This is a genomic window from Bacillus cereus group sp. TH152-1LC, from assembly GCF_027710505.1.
GTDB lineage: Bacteria > Bacillota > Bacilli > Bacillales > Bacillaceae_G > Bacillus_A > Bacillus_A mobilis.
Genome location: NZ_JAQFNK010000009.1, coordinates 73897 through 92086 on the forward strand (window position 1 = coordinate 73897; position 18190 = coordinate 92086).

Sequence of the window (18190 nt, forward strand, 5' to 3'; positions counted from 1 at the left end):
CCTTTCCTTATAAAAATGGACGAAATAGTCCTTTTATTGTTTGTGATAAATTTTTATAGGCTGATGAACCATGAAACTCAAGATCGAAATTAACTTCTTCAAGCCAATGTGAATCAAATGCTGCTGCATCAATATACGGTTCAATATCATTTCGTCCCGTTGGATTGAAGTGGAATACATCTACTCCTATTTGATTTAAAAATAGTAATAAAACAGCATCAGAACGAGTTAATTCTCCGCTCTTCTCATTATTAAATATAACAATTTTCGGTACATCTTGTGAATAATCAAATTTCTCAAGCTGTTCTAAAATGTTCGGTGGTATTTGAGAAAGTTGTGCGAAAACATATAGCGCTACATCTTGTTTCGTCTCTTTTGCAATTGGTTTACACATTTCACTTTCGCACGCATGAATGATCGCCTCTGCAATACCATGTTGTAATCCTTCTGGCAATCGTTTATGCGGCCACCAATGACTGTTCATAATTAAATCTGGATGTAATTTCCCCCCGCGGTCTAAAGCATCTCGGTAATGATATTGGAAATTTGCTTTTTGTTCTTTCGTAAACGGGAATGTATTAATTAATAAACTGTTATCAAATGATGTAACAGCCTTTAATCGCTGAAAATACTCTTTATCATTTTTTGAAACACCTGATATTTTCGCAAATAAAGAAGGGATATATATGTGTTTATTCTCAACAAAGAATGTCGGGCGTACAAATGCCTTTTCTTTCGTAATTAAAAAGAGTTCATCATACGTTGTTTTGAGCGTACGAGCTACAGGCGTATATGAACGGAATTGCCACGGCTTGTACAGCAGTGAATTATCGTGGTGAAGTACTTGCTCAATTTCTTTTGAAGCTTGATACGCTACTGTTGCAACACGTTCGCGGCGGCGATCTGGAAATGGCTCAAGAGAAATACGACCTGGATGAGACACAACAAAACTTTTTCCCTCTTCATCAACATTCTCAAATCCATCTTTTCCTTCTGGATGATAATAAAGTACATCGCAGCCGAGCATAATAAGGAAGTATAAGAAATATATACGGCTCTCCGTCGCATCACCGTACCAAACGATACGTGGCATTTGTTTCTTATAATTAACCGTAGAAAACCACTTCGCTACGTAATTTTCACTTAATTTAATTATATCAATTAAGAAACGACGGAATCCTTCTGTTTTTAACGATTGGTTATGTTGTTTCTCGTATAATTTCAATACAGAAATAAACGACGTATGTATATAATGCTGTAAGTCAGGATTGTCTACTTTCGGTAAAAGTTGTTTCCCAGATAAGTGTGCCACTAACCTATTTACTGTCAGACCATTTGGTGCTTCTTGATGTAATCCGAACACTTCTTGAATATGACGAAGCTTTTCCGAATCAATCACTTTGTTTAAATTTTGTTCGTGTAAAACTTCGATTCCTTTCGCTTCACTATAATCAAATAACTCATTAAAATATTCATCTACATCATTAGGAACACCAAGGATTCTACATGCTATATAACTAAATTTCATCTCATTCTCTGTCAGTTCATACTGTGGGCGTTTTTCTAAAAGTGTTTCAAATTGCTTTAAATCTGATTCATCTTTTAATCCATATGGTTGAAGTGTAAAACGTGAAAACACAACAGTTCACCTCCAAAAACATTTACGTTTTTTCTAAGTCTTTCTTCTATTATAAACTATTTTTGGTTATAAAAAATGGGCGCTCGTAAAACGAGCAAACCCATTTCAATTATTTATGATTATTTTTAGTCGCTGCAACTTCTTCTTTAGCTTGTCCAGAATTCTTCATGTAGTGAAGTATAAATGTTGCTCCAAATGCTACAACTAAAATAATAAAGAACACTGCATGACTTATTTCAATATGAATAACAGACAGTAACATTTTTGCTGCAATAATTAAGATTAAAATATATGCTGTCGTTTCCAGTTCTGGAATACGCTCTAACAATTTTAAGAATACACCAGCGATACCGCGCATCATTAAAATACCAAGCATTCCACCTAATAATAGAATCCAAACTTCATTTGATACACCAAATGCAGCAAGTACGCTATCTACAGAGAACGCGATATCCATTAATTCAACCATCGCAACTGTTCCCCAGAAGACACCAAACATTCTGAAGAGAATACTATTTTGGTTCATACCATGAGCTTCCTCTTCTTCTGCATTACCTTTTCTTTTATCAATGAAGTATTTAACTGAAAGCCAAGCTAAGTAAAGTGCACCTAACACTTTTACCCATGCTAATTTAATTAAGAACATTCCAATTCCAATCGCAATAAATCGGAATACATAAGCTCCAATAAGTCCATAGAATAATGCCTTTTTACGTTTTTCTTCCGGAAGGTGTTTTACCATTACTGCTAATACAAGTGCATTATCAGCAGATAACAAACCTTCAAGTACAACAAGTGTACCTATTAATCCCCAAGATACTGGATCTTGCAACACTCTAATCCACATGTCCAAGTCGAAAAACTGAGCATACGTATCAAGGATTCCTTGCAAAATACTCATCTTACCTTTATCCCCTATTCTTTGCTAGATTTATAGAAAGGTCAAAAAAAGGAAACGAATATCGTTTCCTTTCTATGCATCCAAGCCATACGCTCTTACAAGCGCACCTAAGCCACCTTGGAAACCGCTTCCTACTGCATTAAACTTCCACTGTCCATTATGACGGTATAATTCACAAAAGACAACTGCTGTTTCGATGGAGAAATCTTCCCCTAAATCAAAACGAAGAACTTCTTCATTCGTTTCTTCATCCGCTAAACGAACGAACGCGTTTCCAACTTGTCCAAAGTTTTGATTACGGCCTTCTCCATCATAAATTGTAACTGTAATAGCAATTCTGTTCACATCTGCCGGAACTTTCTTTAAGTCCACAACAAGTTGCTCATCATCGCCTTCACCTTCACCTGTACGGTTATCCCCTGTATGCAAAACAGATCCACAAGGAGACTGTAAATTATTATAGAAAATAAAATCAGTTTCCTTCGTACATTTCCCGTTCGCATCTAATAGGAATGCTGATGCATCTAAATCGAAATCTGATCCACCGTCATAAGATTTAATATCCCATCCAAGACCAATTACCGCTTTTGTTAAACCTGGGCTTGTCTTACCTAAATCAATCTTCTGTCCTTTTTGCAATTGAATAACCATTTATATTCACCTCTATATTTTAATCTTAAAAAATATATCCACCAGTAAACATCTGTTTCACCGATGGATATACGAAGCTATTACTCTACATCTAAAGCGAAATTGTTACATAGAGAAGCTAATCCACCTTGGAATCCACTTCCGATTGCATTGAACTTCCAGTCACCTGCATGACGGTATAATTCCCCTACTACAACAGCTGTTTCAATAGAGAAATCTTCTCCTAAATCGTAACGAATTAGCTCCGCATTCTTTTCTTCATCTAAAATACGTACGAAAGAGTTAGAAACTTGTCCGAAGTTTTGGCTACGTCCTTCTCCATCGTAAATTGTAATTGTGAAACAAATACGTTCAATATGTGCAGGTACATTTTTCAAATCTACTTTAATCGATTCGTCATCGCCTTCACCTTCACCAGTTCGGTTATCTCCTAAATGCTCGACAGCACCATTCGCACCTTTTGGGTTATTATAGAAAACGAAATCCTCTGCACCTGAAACTTTACCGTTAGCACCTACTAAGAAAATACTAACATCTAAATCGAAATCGTTTTGTCCGTCATAACGATTCGTATCCCAACCAAGTCCTACAAGAACTTTTGAAAGACCTGGATTTGTTTTTGTTAAGTCTACCTTTTGTCCTTTTTTCAATGAAATTGATGCCATATTCAATTCCTCCTCGGTTTATTTTATTGATAACGTGATACAATCTCACTTAAGTTTTTATCTTGTGTGCCTTCTCCAACAGCTGAAAACTTCCATTCACTTCCGTGGCGATACATTTCACCTGCAATTAGAGTCGTTTTGCCAGCATAATTATCCGATAAATTATAGCGTGCTAATTCTTCACCAGTTTGCGGGTTTTGAATTCGAATATATGCATTACGAATCATCCCGAAATCTTGACGACGATTTACACAGTCATAAATATTTACAACGAATACTAAACGATTAATACGGCTCGGAACTTTATGTAATTCTACGAAAATTGTTTCGTCATCACCAGCGCCTTCACCTGTTAAATTATCTCCTGAATGAATAATACTACCACAAGTAGAAAGCTTGTTTCCGAAGTAAACTAAATCGTTTTTGTTTAAAAAGCGATCTCCTTCTAACATAACAACAGATGCATCACAATCTACATTTGGTTTACTTCCAAATAATGAAGACAGAAACCCACCTGATTGCCCAATTGGATCCCAGCCTAAGCCAACCTGTAGTTTTGCTACTTTTGGTTGTCCTTTCGTTAAATCGATCTTTTGACCTTTTTCTAAAATAATAGGCATGCAGTTTCTTCCTTTCTACAAAGCATTTTCCAAGGCGGAAAATATTGTATTCTTCCCTTATATTGTAGCATTATTTACCTAGTGATAAAAAGGATAAATTCTCAGTTATATGAAAACATTCATATAACTTACTTATGATGATGTAAGAAGTGGTAAATAGCACCAATCATTCCTGCGCAATTACCGTTTTGTGCAAGTTCAATCTCACAATTACTATAAATCTCTTTGTTTAAATATTTTTCTATCTCTTCTTTTACTTCTTTTAAGAACTGGTTTCCTCTATCAGTAATCCCTCCACCTATAACAATCATTTCTGGATTGAAAATATAAGCAAGATTACTAATTCCAATGGCTAAATGTTTAAAGAAAACCTCAACCGTTTGCGTAACTTCTCTATCTCCTTTATCGTACAGTTCGAAAATCGTTTTTCCATTCCAATCACTTTCACCTTTATATTTTCGTACAAGACGAATTAACCCTGAAATGGAAGCGACCTCTTCAAACGGCTTTCCTTCTATTAACATATTTCCCCATTCACCAGCACTAAAAGAATGTCCTCTGTATAACTCTCCATCTATAAAAATCGCTCCTCCAATACCAGTTCCAAGAGTAAGCATAATAAAATTTCTTTTTCCGTTTCCAATACCTTTCCACTTCTCACCCAAAGCTGCACAATTCACATCATTTTCAACGGACACAGGAACTTGTAATACCTCTTGCAATCTATCAATAATAGGAATAGTTGCGTAGTTCGGAATATGCTCTACCCCTCCCATTACAACTCCTTTATGAATATTAACAATTCCCGCAGTACTAATGCCAATTCCTGAAATCGTATGTTCATTCATTAATTGTTTGGATAGAAGAATAAGTTTTTGAATGATTTGTTCCCCACCCAAATGAATTTCTGTTAGAACTGTTTTATGCTTTCGTACTGTCCCTGTTTCTGAAACAATCCCATATTTAATTTGTGTACCACCAATATCAAATGCAATATATTCTTTCATCTGCTGTCACTTCCTCTACTGTAATGAGTGTAAAATTCCCACCACTCTACTATTATAAAGAATTTACACTAACTCTTTTCTCTCTTCAAAAATACACCACCTTTTTCTATATATAGTTTTTTTTGCATAAAACTCTTTTTCCTAAGAAATATTACAAAGGGATGTATTTTAGATGGAATATTAATTTCTTAGGAGGAAAACAATGACGAAAATCTTCATTTTAGCATCAACACTCTCTTTATCTTTTTTTAGCGGTTTAAATATCGGTAATGCAGCAACGGAAAACTTCTCTCCAGCAACAAACGCAATTGTACAAAATAACGATCATTTAGCAGAAGGTAACTCAAAAGATAATAATAAACCACCAGGAAACAGCGGTTCTCAGGACGATAGTGGTTCTGGTGGCAATGGTTCCGGTGGCAATGGTTCCGGTGGCAACGGTTCTGGCGATAGCGGTTCTGGTGGCAATGGTTCTGGTGGCAATGGTTCCGGTGGCAATGGCTCTGGTGGCAATGGCTCTGGTGGCAACGGTTCTGATGGCAGTGGTTCTGGTGGCAACGGTTCTGGTGGCAATGGCTCTGATGGCAACGGTTCTGGTGGCAGTGGTTCTGGTGGCAGTGGTTCTGGTGGCAATGGCTCTGGTGGCAACGGTTCTGGCGGTAGCGGTTCTGATGGCAGTGGTTCTGGTGGCAATGGCTCTGGTGGCAATGGCTCTGGTGGCAACGGTTCTGGCGGTAGCGGTTCTGATGGCAGTGGTTCTGGTGGCAACGGTTCTGGTGGCAACGGTTCTGGCGGCAGTGGTTCTGGTGGCAACGGTTCTGGTGGCAACGGTTCTGGCGGCAGTGGTTCTCAGGGCGGTAACGGTTCTGGCGGTAACGGCTCTAGTGGCAGTGGTTCTGGCGGCAATCGAGTTAAAGGCGATAGTAGTTCTCAAGGCGGTAGTGGCTCTCAAGGCAGTAACCGTGTTAAAGGCGATAGCAGTTCTCAGGGGGGCAACGGTTCTCAAGGTGGCAATGTAAAAGATAATGAGAAAAAACAAGGCGATAAGTTACCTAATACGGCAACACATTATCCTGCATCTATTTTAATGGGACTTTCAACATTCCTAATCGGTATGTTACTATTTATTCGCCGTAAAAATGCAAAATAAAACACATCCTTCCATCTAAAACATACATGAAATAAATTGTAAAACTAAAAAGGACTTTGGATTGCATTATATTATGCAGCCCAAAGTCCTTTTTATCACCTATCAGAAAGAGTATTAATACGCTTTTCCCCAATACACCATTTGTTTAGATTCTTGACCACAACAAATACATTCGTCAGCTAAATGCTCTTGCTCAAAAGGCATACAGCGTGAAGATACTCCAACTTCTTCTTTTAATTTCTCTTCACAAGCTAATTCTCCGCACCACATTGCCTTAATAAATCCTTGCTTTTCATCCGCTACTTTTTTCATCTCTTCGAAATTCGTCGCACTATACGTATTCTCATCGCGAAATACTTTTGCCTTATTAAATAAAGAATTATGAATTTCCTCAAGTAATGCTGGAATACGTTCTTCTAATTGATCCATTGATATAAATTCTTTTTCTTTCGTATCTCGTCTTACAAGTACGACTTGATTCTTTTCAATATCTTTAGGGCCAACTTCTAATCGAATTGGAATGCCCTTCATTTCATACTCATTAAATTTCCAGCCTGGTGTTTTATTACTAGCATCTATTTTTACTCGTGCAACCTTTTGAATATGTTCTTGTAACTCTGTTACTTTCGCTAAAACTCCTTCTTTATGCTGAGCAATTGGTACAATAACAACTTGCACTGGTGCGACTTTAGGAGGCATTACAAGCCCATTATTATCACTATGAACCATAATAAGTCCACCTATCATTCTTGTTGATACACCCCAAGATGTTTGGTGTACATATTGCCACTTACCGTTACGATCTAAAAACTTAATATCAAATGCTTCAGAGAAATTCGTTCCAAAGTTATGAGATGTTCCTGTTTGGAGTGCTTTCCCATCATGCATTAAGCTTTCAATCGTATAAGTCGCCTTTGCGCCCGCAAATTTTTCTTTCTCTGTTTTTTGTCCTTTAATTACTGGTATCGCTAAGTAGTCTTCACAGAAAGAAGCATATAGATTTAAAATATGTAACGTTTCAGCTTGAGATTCTTCTGCTGTTTCATGAATTGTATGACCCTCTTGCCATAAGAATTCCGTTGTACGAAGGAATGGTCGCGTTGTTTTCTCCCAACGAACTACTGAACACCACTGATTATATAGCTTTGGCAAATCATTATAGGATTGCACAATTTTTGAAAAATGCTCACAGAATAAAGTTTCAGATGTAGGGCGTATACAAAGTCTTTCTGCTAACTTTTCATCCCCGCCATGTGTCACCCATGCTACTTCAGGAGCAAACCCTTCTACATGGTCTTTCTCTTTTTGCAATAAACTCTCTGGGATAAACATTGGCATATACACATTTTCATGACCAGTTGCTTTTAACTTCTCATCCATCACTTTCTGCATATTTTCCCATAAGGCATAACCGTACGGACGTAGAATCATACATCCTTTTACACTTGAATAATCAACAAGCTCTGCTTTTTTTACAATATCTGTGTACCACTGTGCAAAGTCCTCTTCCATCTTCGTAATCGCTTGTACTTGTTCTTTTGCCATAGTCAGTCTTCCTCCTTTTGAAAATACAAAAAAGCCCGCGTCCCTAAATAGGGACCGAGCTTTGCCGGCGTTACCACCCTGATTCATGCACAAAAATTTCGCATGCTCTCTTTTTGATAACGGGAAATTCCCGCTGCATATGCAGAACGCAAAGGTAGGTTCCATATCGCCTTTTTAAGAATCTTTCAGCCGGGCTGATTCTCTCTCTGCTAAAAAGGTTGAACATGTACTAGTCCTTTTTCATCGTTATAACGAAATAAATTTGTTGATTATCATAATACAAATTCTTTTTTAAAACAATAGCTAATTTTCTCATTTTTATATATTCTTTTCGTTTTTTGCAGTTTTATACGTAGCTTTTTCTCGTGATTTTTAAAAGTTGATGTGCAATCATACCGATAAGTGTACCAAGTAGAACGAAAAAACCAATAAATCCATATCCCATTCCTTCCCATCCACCAATTACCATCATTGTAACGGGAAAGGATGCTAAACAAAGAAGTATTAAACTAAGTGCAAATATAATATCGAACTGTTTGTTTGGAAACCGTTTCTTTAGTAAATACGAAATACCAAATACAAGGATAATCGTAATTCCGCCAATGATATAAAAGATACTAAATCCATCTAGCCAATCCATAGTGTTTCCTCCTCCCATTCATTCCCTTATACTTAATTATATGTTTAACTTTTCTGAAAATAAATAATAAATTTTTACCTAGAAATATATTTTTATTACTAGGTATTAATAGTAATATATAAGAATAGGTTTTATATAATCAGGAGGGAACTTTATGGATAAAGCATTAACAAACCACGTCATTATTTTATCTTTCGATTGCTTATCAGCTTTAGATTTTCCTATATTACAAAAACTTCCTAATTTCCAAACATTAATAAACAAGGGCGCGATGGCGAGAAAAGTGGAACCTATTTATCCTTCTGTAACATATCCAAGTCACTCAACAATCGTTACTGGAAACTACCCTAATAAACATGGCGTAGTTAGCAATACATTACTTCAACCTGGACGCGAGTCACCAGATTGGCATTGGTATCGAAAATCCATTAAAGGAACAACGTTATACGATGAAGCACGTAAAGCAAATTTAACGACAGCTGCCCTTCTATGGCCTGTTACCGGCAGAGCAAATATTGATTACAATTTACCAGAAATTTTTCCAAATAGACCGTGGCAAAATCAAATTTTAGTTTCATTATTTAGCGGTAGCCCGCTATATCAATTAGATTTGAATCAACGTTTTGGTCATATAAGAAATGGCTTATCCCAGCCTGAACTCGATGATTTCGTACTTGCTTCTGCTGTGCATACAATTCAGACGAAAAAGCCTAATGTCATGTTTGTACATTTCACCGATTTAGACACCCAAAGACACTATTACGGCTTTGAATCTCAAGAAACAATAGCCGCAATTCATAGACATGATGAACGGCTAGGAAAAATTATTCAAGCTTTAAAAGACAGTGATCTATACGAAGAGAGTACAATTATTGCTCTTGGTGATCATAGCGCTTTAAGTGAAAACAAAGCCATTCAATTAAATGTACTATTTCATCAAAAAGGGCTTATATCTATAAACTCAAAAGGAAAATTAGTAGACTGGAAGGCCTATTGCCAAAGTTGCGATGGCTCTGCCTATGTATATGTGAAAGACAAAAATGATACAGATACAATTCAAAAAGTACAACTACTACTTGAAGAATTACTTCAAAATAAACAAAACGGTATTGAATTTATACTACATGATGAAGCTGCAAAAGACTGTGGTGCAGATGGTAATTGTTTATTTATGTTGGAAGCACAAGAAGGCTATTATTTCACTGAAAACTATACAGGCGATTTTATAAAAGAAATTACTGAAAAAGATGTTACGCCTAGTAAAAAATATACATTTGGTACGCATGGATACTCCCCGACAAAACCTAACTATGAAACAATTTTTATTGCTGGTGGGAAAGGGATAAAAAGCGGTGTTACCATCCCGTATATGAGACTTATTGATGAAGGTCCGACTATCGCTAGGCTACTCGGTTTACACTTAGGTGAAACAGACGGATCAATTGTAGAGGATTTACTTCAATTGTAAAGAACTGTGTATATATGTAAAAGTTATGTAAAAATCATCACTGTTTCTCTTTTTATAATTTTTATTTTTGTACACTGTTAGTAGAACAAATTTAAGGGGGAACATTATATGAAAAAAATGTCCAGACAAGAAAAAAGCTGGATATTATACGATTGGGCGAACTCGGTATATTCGCTCGTCATTACAACTGCATTATTCCCAATTTACTTTAAGGCAGCTGCAAAAGAAGCTGGACTATCTGGTGCAACTTCAACAGCATATTGGGGATATGCAAACTCGTTCGCTACACTGTTAATTTCTATACTTGCTCCTATTCTCGGCACAGTTGCTGATTATAAAGGGTTTAAAAAACGATTTTTCACATTCTTCTTCGGACTCGGCATCGTATTTACAAGTATGCTAGCAGTCGTCCCAACATCTCAGTGGTACTTATTACTAGGTTGCTATATGCTCGCACTAATCGGTTTTGCGGGAGCAAACATTTTTTATGATGCATTTTTAGTAGATGTTACCTCTAAAGATAGAATGGACCGAATTTCTACAAGAGGCTTTGCATTAGGCTATATTGGGAGCACCATTCCTTTTATCGGTTGTATCGCTCTTATTATTCTTGCTCAAAAAGGAACTATCCCTTTATCAGTCGGCATTGCTAGTCAAATTTCATTCGCAATAACAGCTCTTTGGTGGGGATTATTTACAATTCCAATGCTAAAAAACGTAGAGCAAACGCATTATATTGAACGCCATCCAAGACCGATTGCAATGAGCTTCAAACGCCTTGCTGATACTTTTAAAAATATTAAAGAATATAAAACAGTCTTCATGTTCCTAATCGCCTATTTCTTCTACATTGACGGGGTCGATACAATTATTACTATGTCTACCGCTTACGGAACAGATCTCGGTATTAGTGCAACGAATCTATTAATCATCTTATTTGTCACACAAATTGTAGCTTGTCCATTCGCTTTATTATATGGAAAATTATCAGAAACATTTACAGGGAAAAAAATGCTATATGTCGGTATTATTATTTATATTATTATCTGCACATATGCTTATTTCTTAAAAACAACACTCGATTTCTGGATTTTAGCAATGTTAGTTGCCACTTCTCAAGGTGGTATTCAAGCGCTTAGTCGTTCCTATTTTGCAAAACTAGTACCTAAAGAATCTGCAAATGAATTCTTCGGATTTTATAATATATTTGGCAAGTTCGCAGCGATTATGGGTCCAGTATTAGTCGGTGTTACGACGCAATTAACGGGAAAAACAAACGCTGGTGTCCTTAGTATTATTGTACTGTTCATTATCGGTGGATTCTTATTAACTAGAGTTCCTGAAAATAGTACATCCGTTACACCACCTAGTCCAAAAACGAAAACGCTATAAGAAAAAGATCCTCTTCATATGAGAAGAGGATCTTTTTCTTATTTTATCGATAACGTCTTACAAGTAAAAATTCTACAGCCGGCTTTACAACTATCGCAGCGCATAACGCAAACAAAAGCGGTATGTTATGAAAATCAATCCATTTATTAAAACCTACCGATGCGAAAAACAAACCAAAAATTAATACAACAAGTACATAATACGTAACATTTGCACTTGTTTTTAATACATGCTTTTCTACATCTTCTTTCTCCTCCGTTGTCCCTTCCACATTATGCGATGCCAAACTTTTAAACATATAATGTAATGCGATGCTACAAATAAATAGTGCATACCAGTTTACTTGAAGTTCAATTAACCAATAATAAAGTGCAAACACTAACGTACTTATAGCCACTAATGTCGTAACTACAAGGCTTATTTTCTCTTTCCCCAACAACTATTCCCCCTACAGCTTGTACAAAAATAGTTTATCAACAGTTGTTCCTAATACTTCAGCTAAACGGAATGCTAACGCTAAGCTTGGATCATATTTATTATTCTCAATTGCATTTATCGTCTGTCTAGAAACTTTACACTTATCAGCCAATGCACCTTGTGAAATATTGTTTTCAGTGCGTAATTCATAGATTTGATTTTTCACACCATTTCTCCTAACCTGTAAAATCGTTTTTACATCATCAGTATATAGTTGGGGCATTTCATTGTCAAAAGATTGCCACAAAAAAAGGAGCAATTCTGCTCCCTTACAATGGTTATTTCGAAGCTAACGAATTTGTTATTTCCTCTTTATTAGCGACATCTTCTTTATTTATTTGCATGCGTAGAACCGGCCCTATCGCAAATAAAATAAGTGCCATTGCTATACAAAATACAGTAACTAGTGAAGTCATCTCCTTCAATCCTCCAGCTAGTGAAGTTCCGATTAACATCGCCCCCATAAACAGCGGCAAAATTGTTCCATTTACTCTTCCAATCATATTTTCTGGTACAAGTTGAATCATAAGCGTACCGACAATGATATTAACACAAGCTAAACAAATACCTGTTCCAAACCTCATGAAACTAGTAATCCAAAATGATGTAGATAGCCCTTCTACTAAAAATGATATTGCTAATATGCTCATACCGAATACAAACATCTTTTTCGGATTCACTTTTGAAGCAAAAACTGCAGCAACAATCCCACCGACTAACATACCGATTCCATCAGCTGCGGCTAAATATTGAACTGCTTCTTTTTCCATTCCAAGCCGTTCTATTACAAGAAACACTTCTAATGGATTCGTTAGTCCAACAGCTAAGCCCATAATGGTGAAAGTGATCGTAATCATACGTAAATTTTTCGTATGAAGAACGTATTTCCACCCCTCTTTTATATCATTTTTCAATGAATCTCTCGCCACTTGCTCTTGTTCCACCCATTTTGGTAAAAACGAAAGAGCAATAGCAGATAACAAAAATAAAATGATTAAGCTATATAGTGACGTAAATAAACCAAGTTGTGTGTACACAAGCGATCCTACTACTGGTCCAAAAATCAGAAATAATGACTGTAATGTTTGGTTAAATGCAATCGCATTTGCTACCTGTTCTTCTTTTACATAGCGCTTAAATATACGCGAAGATGATGGCTGAGAAAACTGACCTACAATCGCGGAAATGAGTGTTGCAAAAAATATAGCCTGCCAATAATCTAACTTTAACAACAAGACAATTCCTACAATAGACAGTACACTTAAAACATCTCCAGCAACCATCGTTCTTTTCGGATTCCAGCGATCAGCTAGCGCCCCACCGATAAACGAGAAAATAAAAATAGGTGCATATTCCATAACCGATAACAAAGAAACTGAAACTGGATCATTATTCGTTCGCTCCATTATGAAATATAAAAGAGCCATATTTCTGATCCAAATTGCAAATTGTTGTAAAATATCAGATGCCATAACGAGCATAAATGCTCGGTTTTTAAATAAAGCGTTCATTTTCATTCCCCTTTCATAAACCGACCGTTCGGTCTAGTTTATTTTGTAAGAAAAGCAACTGACTTATTATTCAGCTGCCATTCCTTTTAACAATACATCTATTGCCTTTTTATAAATACGTTGCAGCTCTTTATAATCTAACTCATAGTAAAGTACTCCAAGCCCCGATAATAATCCATTCACAATATACATAAGATCACGCGTATTATCTTCACGAAACTCTCCAGACTGTATGCCTGCTTCAATTAGTTTCTCAAACATAACATATGATTCTCTAGTTAAAGCCAATAGTTCATCCAAAATCTCTTTACTTACAACTTGGCTCATAGAGAATTCCTCTATTGCATTTGAAATAGGCTGCTGTATGTCCTCGACATGATATTCCGCGAGACCATATAGTTTTTCAGTATTCGTACTATACAACTTCTCTTTTTCATTCCATTTTTCAAGCCAATCATACGTATGCTGTTTCACTACAAATAAAAATAATTCTTCTTTACTTTTAAAGTGATAATAAATGCTTCCTTTACTTCGCTCTGTAATTTCACAAATCTCTTCCATAGATGTAGCTGCATAGCCCTTCTGTGAAAACAGACTTTCTGCTTTATAGGCAATTTCTTTCTTTATCTCTTCTGCACTTCTTCTCATATTCACACCTCTTTAAACCGACCGTTCAGTCTAATAATAACAAATAAAAAACCTCTATCGCAAGAGGATATACTCCTTATTTAAGAAAACGTACTTTCAAACCACGTTCGAATCATATGTATGATTCCAATTTTAAATCCTAATTTAACAAGAACTACGCCTCCCGCAGCTAATAAAAATAACACTACTTTCCCCTTGTTTTTCACTTTCAGTTCCCTTTTCATTTCTATTCCCCTTAGTACGTTAAAAATATTAATCAAACGTTTGTTTAACTGTTGTTATGCATATGTAAGCCAACTAATCAAACGTTTGTTTAAAAAGAAATACGCCCGTTATAGGGCGTATTCTCATCAATCACCGCCGCCTCCGCCACCATCGCAGCTACCTCCGCTATCTCCGCCAAAAGATCCTCCACAATCATGTGATCCTCCATGCGAGCTATCATTATCAGATCCAGCAAAGAAAAATAATGGTGATGAGTTGTTAGATGAATTATGAATGTTATTTTGTTTCGTAAGATTTACCTTCTTTTTGTTTGATCGAACTGCTGTTACGATCGTTCCAACTACAACAAATAATAGTATGACAATAATAAATTCCATATAAAAGCCTCCCTTAATCTTCGAATAATTGAATGGTTCTTTCTAGATTTTCAAGTGAAATGAAGCGCGATTCACGAAGGATCTCTTTTCCATTATAAAATAATAAAACCGTTGGCCCTGTAAATACTGCATATCGCCCCGCAATTTCTTGCATGTCTTGGAGTAATATTTCTACTTTCTCTACGTAATCATAATTCTCTAGTACGCCATTTACTTTTCTTAGCATAACATCACAAACACCACAATTTTCCGTTTTAATAAAGAGCATCACTAATTGTTGTTCTTCAATATATGTTGCTAATTCTTCGATCGTTTCAAATGTATTCATCTTATCCCTCTTAGCGTAATTTACGAAATACTTTACCTTGATACATACGAAAAGCTGAACTATCTTTAATCTTTCTCTTTTCCATTACCTGCTGAAAACGAAGCGTTTTTGCTGTTAACTCTTCTTGTAATTCTTTTCTCTCTGCTTCATCATAACAGCACGCAATTAAGTCTTCTATTTTTAATATATCTTTTTGTAGTTCCATTTCTGGTGGAATCATACCCGCATTTTTTAAAATTTTATAACTCATTCTAAGTTCTGGAGGTACCATTGAAAGGTCTTCTAATTGTAGTGGTTTTCCTTTTCCCGGAATATGATCAAGGTCTCCATTCCGTATTGCCTGTCGAATTTTTTCTTCAGCAATGTTCAAAAAGACATCCACACCACTCGCTCCTTTACATATTTTTACCATTATTTTACATGATATTTTCTCATCTCGCTACGCTATTACAAATTGACTTCATACAATTTTTTCTCAAATTTAATTACAAGAAGCCTTTTCCCCCCTAATCAATATTTTATTTTCATGTGTAATCTGTATTAGAGCCACTTCATATTGAGAAAGTCTTCTCGAGTCCAATAAAGCGTTTACACCAAATCTTACATTTGCTACGATTTAATCACCCCCAGCTCCCTTGTATAGACTTCGTGATGTCTGATCATTTTTTATCTAGACGTTTCATACGTCTAGATTCATTTTGGTTTATTGGCGTATGCCTTTAAATATATCTTTTATTTTGAAAGGAGAAATGACTATGAGATCAAAAAAATTCACGCTGCTATTACTATCCCTACTACTCTTCTTACCTCTTTTTCTCACAAACTTTATTACTCCAAATTTCGCATTAGCAGATTCACCAAAGCAAGGTCAAAAAATTGTCGGGTATTTCCCTTCGTGGGGCGTGTACGGACGTAATTATCAAGTTGCAGACATTGATGCATCAAAGCTAACTCATTTAAACTATGCTTTCGCTGATATTTGCTGGAATGGAAAACATGGAAACCCTTCTACTCACCCCGATAATCCAAATAAACAAACGTGGAACTGTAAGGAATCTGGTGTACCACTGCAAAATAAAGAGGTCCCTAATGGCACTCTCGTACTCGGTGAACCATGGGCTGATGTCACAAAATCTTATCCAGGATCGGGTACAACTTGGGAAGATTGTGATAAATATGCCCGCTGCGGAAATTTCGGAGAACTGAAACGATTAAAAGCTAAGTACCCTCACTTAAAAACAATTATTTCAGTTGGTGGATGGACTTGGTCTAACCGCTTTTCTGATATGGCCGCTGATGAAAAAACAAGAAAAGTATTCGCTGAATCTACAGTAGCCTTTCTTCGCGAATATGGATTTGACGGCGTGGATTTAGACTGGGAATACCCGGGTGTTGAAACGATTCCTGGTGGTAGTTATCGTCCTGAAGATAAACAAAACTTCACCCTACTCCTTCAAGATGTTCGAAATGCATTAACGAAAGCTGGTGCAGAAGATGGAAAACAATATTTACTAACAATCGCATCAGGTGCAAGCCAACGTTATGCGGATCATACAGAGCTAAAGAAGATCTCTCAAATACTGGATTGGATTAATATTATGACATATGATTTCCACGGTGGATGGGAAGCTACTTCTAACCATAATGCAGCACTATACAAAGATCCAAATGACCCAGCAGCAGATACGAAATTTTACGTAGATGGTGCGATAGACATTTATACAATTGAAGGGGTTCCAGCGGATAAACTCGTATTAGGTGTGCCTTTTTACGGACGTGGGTGGAAAAGTTGCGGCAAAGAAAATAATGGGCAATATCAACCTTGTAAACCAGGTAGTGACGGAAAGCTAGCTTCTAAAGGTACTTGGGATGATTATTCTACCGGTGACACAGGTGTGTACGATTACGGTGATTTAGCAGCTAATTATGTGAATAAAAATGGTTTTGTTCGCGGATGGAACGATGTAGCGAAAGTACCTTATTTATATAATGCGACTACAGGAACGTTTATTAGCTATGATGACAACGAATCTATGAAATATAAAACAGACTATATAAAGACAAAGGGTTTAAGTGGTGCAATGTTTTGGGAACTAAGTGGAGATTGCCGTACAAGTCCAAAATATAGTTGTAGTGGACCTAAATTACTTGATACGTTAGTAAAAGAATTACTTGGTGGACCTATTACTCAAAAAGATACTGAATCACCAACAAACGTAAAAAACATTGCTGTTACAAATAAAAATTCAAACTCAGTTCAATTAAACTGGACTGCATCTACTGATAATGTAGGAGTTACGGAATATGAAATTACTGCCGGAGAAGAGAAATGGAGTACAACAACAAATAGCATTACAATTAAAAACTTAAAATCTAATACAGAATACACATTTTCAATAATAGCAAAAGATGCTGCTGGGAATAAATCACAGCCTACTTCTATTCTTATAAAAACAGACGATGCTAACACAACACCTCCTGCGGGAAATGGGAATGCTACTTTTTCAGTCACTTCAAATTGGGGAAGTGGTTACAACTTCTCGATTGTAATTAAAAATAGTGGAACGACTCCTATTAAAAACTGGAAATTAGAATTTGATTACAACGGCAATTTAACACAAGTTTGGGATTCTAAAATTAGTAGTAAAATAAATAATCATTACGTAATTACGAATGCAGGATGGAATGGTGAAATTCCTCCTGGTGGGTCTGTTACAATCGGAGGAGCAGGAACAGGCAATCCTGCTGAACTATTAAATGCATCCATTAGCGAAAACTAAACGTAACCTCCATTAATTATTTCACTAAAGTTTGAATTTAGGTTTGAGTCCTCTGACCTAAATTCAAACTTTTAATTTTATGAAAAATCACAAATCTATATTACGATAACCTATTATAATCATATTTAGTTTCTAATATGAAGTTCATGTGAAGTTCATCTGAATT

20 protein-coding genes and 1 other annotated feature are annotated in these 18190 nt (G+C 36.2%); of the genes, 4 read left to right on the forward strand and 16 right to left on the reverse strand.

The window, feature by feature from the left end; genetic code table 11:
- Positions 1-7: 7 nt before the first annotated feature.
- From PDL00_RS20080 to PDL00_RS20105, 6 genes are all read right to left on the reverse strand, one after another.
- A complete protein-coding gene (locus tag PDL00_RS20080; RefSeq protein ID WP_270730847.1) occupies positions 8-1639 on the reverse strand; it encodes a YceG family protein in 1632 nt (543 codons plus the stop codon).
- A gap of 109 nt (positions 1640-1748) precedes the next feature.
- Positions 1749-2540 carry a TerC family protein gene (locus PDL00_RS20085; protein WP_242254613.1) on the reverse strand — a complete coding sequence of 264 codons (792 nt, stop codon included), beginning with the start codon at positions 2538-2540 and terminating at the stop codon, positions 1749-1751.
- 72 nt (positions 2541-2612) lie between these two features.
- Entirely contained in the window at positions 2613-3191 is a 579-nt protein-coding gene (locus PDL00_RS20090) for a TerD family protein (protein ID WP_270730849.1), read from the reverse strand.
- 80 nt (positions 3192-3271) lie between these two features.
- Positions 3272-3856: a TerD family protein gene (locus PDL00_RS20095; protein WP_270730850.1), complete on the reverse strand. Its 585-nt coding sequence runs from the start codon at positions 3854-3856 to the stop codon at positions 3272-3274.
- Positions 3857-3879: 23 nt separating this feature from the next.
- Positions 3880-4476, reverse strand: coding sequence for a TerD family protein (locus PDL00_RS20100; RefSeq protein WP_001121586.1), 597 nt, complete (start codon positions 4474-4476; stop codon positions 3880-3882).
- Between the two features lie 128 nt (positions 4477-4604).
- The gene (locus PDL00_RS20105) at positions 4605-5483 is read right to left on the reverse strand and encodes an ROK family protein (protein WP_242254615.1); all 879 of its coding nucleotides are present in this window, start codon (positions 5481-5483) and stop codon (positions 4605-4607) included.
- Positions 5484-5685: 202 nt separating this feature from the next.
- Between PDL00_RS20105 and PDL00_RS20110 the strand changes: the two genes are divergently transcribed.
- Positions 5686-6633, forward strand: coding sequence for an LPXTG cell wall anchor domain-containing protein (locus tag PDL00_RS20110; RefSeq protein ID WP_270730853.1), 948 nt, complete (start codon positions 5686-5688; stop codon positions 6631-6633).
- 114 nt (positions 6634-6747) lie between these two features.
- Here PDL00_RS20110 and proS read toward each other — a convergent pair whose 3' ends face one another.
- Positions 6748-8178: a proline--tRNA ligase gene (gene proS / locus PDL00_RS20115; RefSeq protein ID WP_242257276.1), complete on the reverse strand. Its 1431-nt coding sequence runs from the start codon at positions 8176-8178 to the stop codon at positions 6748-6750.
- A gap of 46 nt (positions 8179-8224) precedes the next feature.
- Positions 8225-8431, reverse strand: a binding site (T-box leader).
- A gap of 93 nt (positions 8432-8524) precedes the next feature.
- Positions 8525-8818, reverse strand: a complete 294-nt coding sequence (locus PDL00_RS20120) for a YesK-like family protein (protein ID WP_242257275.1) — start codon at positions 8816-8818, stop codon at positions 8525-8527.
- A gap of 154 nt (positions 8819-8972) precedes the next feature.
- Between PDL00_RS20120 and PDL00_RS20125 the strand changes: the two genes are divergently transcribed.
- A complete protein-coding gene (locus PDL00_RS20125) occupies positions 8973-10286 on the forward strand; it encodes an alkaline phosphatase family protein (protein WP_242257274.1) in 1314 nt (437 codons plus the stop codon).
- Between the two features lie 108 nt (positions 10287-10394).
- Complete coding sequence (locus tag PDL00_RS20130; RefSeq protein WP_061676697.1) at positions 10395-11678, forward strand: MFS transporter; 1284 nt, start codon at positions 10395-10397, stop codon at positions 11676-11678.
- A 43-nt stretch (positions 11679-11721) separates the two neighbouring features.
- Here the strand turns inward: PDL00_RS20130 and PDL00_RS20135 are convergent, their stop codons facing one another.
- The 8 genes from PDL00_RS20135 to PDL00_RS20170 all read right to left on the reverse strand — a co-directional run bounded on the left by PDL00_RS20135 (position 11722) and on the right by PDL00_RS20170 (position 15626).
- A complete protein-coding gene (locus PDL00_RS20135) occupies positions 11722-12114 on the reverse strand; it encodes a hypothetical protein (protein ID WP_242257273.1) in 393 nt (130 codons plus the stop codon).
- Positions 12115-12126: 12 nt separating this feature from the next.
- On the reverse strand, positions 12127-12378 hold the full coding sequence (locus tag PDL00_RS20140; protein ID WP_002070345.1) for a helix-turn-helix transcriptional regulator: 252 nt from the start codon (positions 12376-12378) through the stop codon (positions 12127-12129).
- Positions 12379-12433: 55 nt separating this feature from the next.
- Positions 12434-13666, reverse strand: a complete 1233-nt coding sequence (locus tag PDL00_RS20145; protein WP_242257272.1) for an MFS transporter — start codon at positions 13664-13666, stop codon at positions 12434-12436.
- Positions 13667-13732: 66 nt separating this feature from the next.
- On the reverse strand, positions 13733-14314 hold the full coding sequence (locus PDL00_RS20150; RefSeq protein ID WP_001254436.1) for a TetR/AcrR family transcriptional regulator: 582 nt from the start codon (positions 14312-14314) through the stop codon (positions 13733-13735).
- 80 nt (positions 14315-14394) lie between these two features.
- Positions 14395-14538, reverse strand: coding sequence for a hypothetical protein (locus PDL00_RS20155; protein ID WP_000817921.1), 144 nt, complete (start codon positions 14536-14538; stop codon positions 14395-14397).
- Between the two features lie 126 nt (positions 14539-14664).
- On the reverse strand, positions 14665-14916 hold the full coding sequence (locus PDL00_RS20160) for a hypothetical protein (RefSeq protein WP_000394367.1): 252 nt from the start codon (positions 14914-14916) through the stop codon (positions 14665-14667).
- A gap of 13 nt (positions 14917-14929) precedes the next feature.
- On the reverse strand, positions 14930-15244 hold the full coding sequence (locus tag PDL00_RS20165; RefSeq protein WP_242257271.1) for a thioredoxin family protein: 315 nt from the start codon (positions 15242-15244) through the stop codon (positions 14930-14932).
- Between the two features lie 10 nt (positions 15245-15254).
- On the reverse strand, positions 15255-15626 hold the full coding sequence (locus PDL00_RS20170; protein ID WP_000382352.1) for a DnaJ family domain-containing protein: 372 nt from the start codon (positions 15624-15626) through the stop codon (positions 15255-15257).
- Positions 15627-15999: 373 nt separating this feature from the next.
- Here PDL00_RS20170 and PDL00_RS20175 point away from each other — a divergent pair, with 373 nt between their 5' ends.
- A complete protein-coding gene (locus tag PDL00_RS20175) occupies positions 16000-18024 on the forward strand; it encodes a glycosyl hydrolase family 18 protein (RefSeq protein ID WP_270730858.1) in 2025 nt (674 codons plus the stop codon).
- Positions 18025-18190: the final 166 nt, after the last annotated feature.

Excerpts from the sequence above, each read along its gene's own strand:
- PDL00_RS20085 (WP_242254613.1), bottom strand. The coding sequence starts at position 2,540 with ATGAGTATTTTGCAAGGAATCCTTGATACGTATGCTCAGTTTTTCGAC.
- PDL00_RS20090 (WP_270730849.1), bottom strand. The coding sequence starts at position 3,191 with ATGGTTATTCAATTGCAAAAAGGACAGAAGATTGATTTAGGTAAGACA.
- PDL00_RS20095 (WP_270730850.1), bottom strand. The coding sequence starts at position 3,856 with ATGGCATCAATTTCATTGAAAAAAGGACAAAAGGTAGACTTAACAAAA.
- PDL00_RS20100 (WP_001121586.1), bottom strand. The coding sequence starts at position 4,476 with ATGCCTATTATTTTAGAAAAAGGTCAAAAGATCGATTTAACGAAAGGA.
- PDL00_RS20105 (WP_242254615.1), bottom strand. The coding sequence starts at position 5,483 with ATGAAAGAATATATTGCATTTGATATTGGTGGTACACAAATTAAATAT.
- PDL00_RS20110 (WP_270730853.1), top strand. The coding sequence starts at position 5,686 with ATGACGAAAATCTTCATTTTAGCATCAACACTCTCTTTATCTTTTTTT.
- proS (WP_242257276.1), bottom strand. The coding sequence starts at position 8,178 with ATGGCAAAAGAACAAGTACAAGCGATTACGAAGATGGAAGAGGACTTT.
- PDL00_RS20120 (WP_242257275.1), bottom strand. The coding sequence starts at position 8,818 with ATGGATTGGCTAGATGGATTTAGTATCTTTTATATCATTGGCGGAATT.
- PDL00_RS20125 (WP_242257274.1), top strand. The coding sequence starts at position 8,973 with ATGGATAAAGCATTAACAAACCACGTCATTATTTTATCTTTCGATTGC.
- PDL00_RS20130 (WP_061676697.1), top strand. The coding sequence starts at position 10,395 with ATGAAAAAAATGTCCAGACAAGAAAAAAGCTGGATATTATACGATTGG.
- PDL00_RS20140 (WP_002070345.1), bottom strand. The coding sequence starts at position 12,378 with ATGCCCCAACTATATACTGATGATGTAAAAACGATTTTACAGGTTAGG.
- PDL00_RS20145 (WP_242257272.1), bottom strand. The coding sequence starts at position 13,666 with ATGAACGCTTTATTTAAAAACCGAGCATTTATGCTCGTTATGGCATCT.
- PDL00_RS20150 (WP_001254436.1), bottom strand. The coding sequence starts at position 14,314 with ATGAGAAGAAGTGCAGAAGAGATAAAGAAAGAAATTGCCTATAAAGCA.
- PDL00_RS20155 (WP_000817921.1), bottom strand. The coding sequence starts at position 14,538 with ATGAAAAGGGAACTGAAAGTGAAAAACAAGGGGAAAGTAGTGTTATTT.
- PDL00_RS20160 (WP_000394367.1), bottom strand. The coding sequence starts at position 14,916 with ATGGAATTTATTATTGTCATACTATTATTTGTTGTAGTTGGAACGATC.
- PDL00_RS20165 (WP_242257271.1), bottom strand. The coding sequence starts at position 15,244 with ATGAATACATTTGAAACGATCGAAGAATTAGCAACATATATTGAAGAA.
- PDL00_RS20175 (WP_270730858.1), top strand. The coding sequence starts at position 16,000 with ATGAGATCAAAAAAATTCACGCTGCTATTACTATCCCTACTACTCTTC.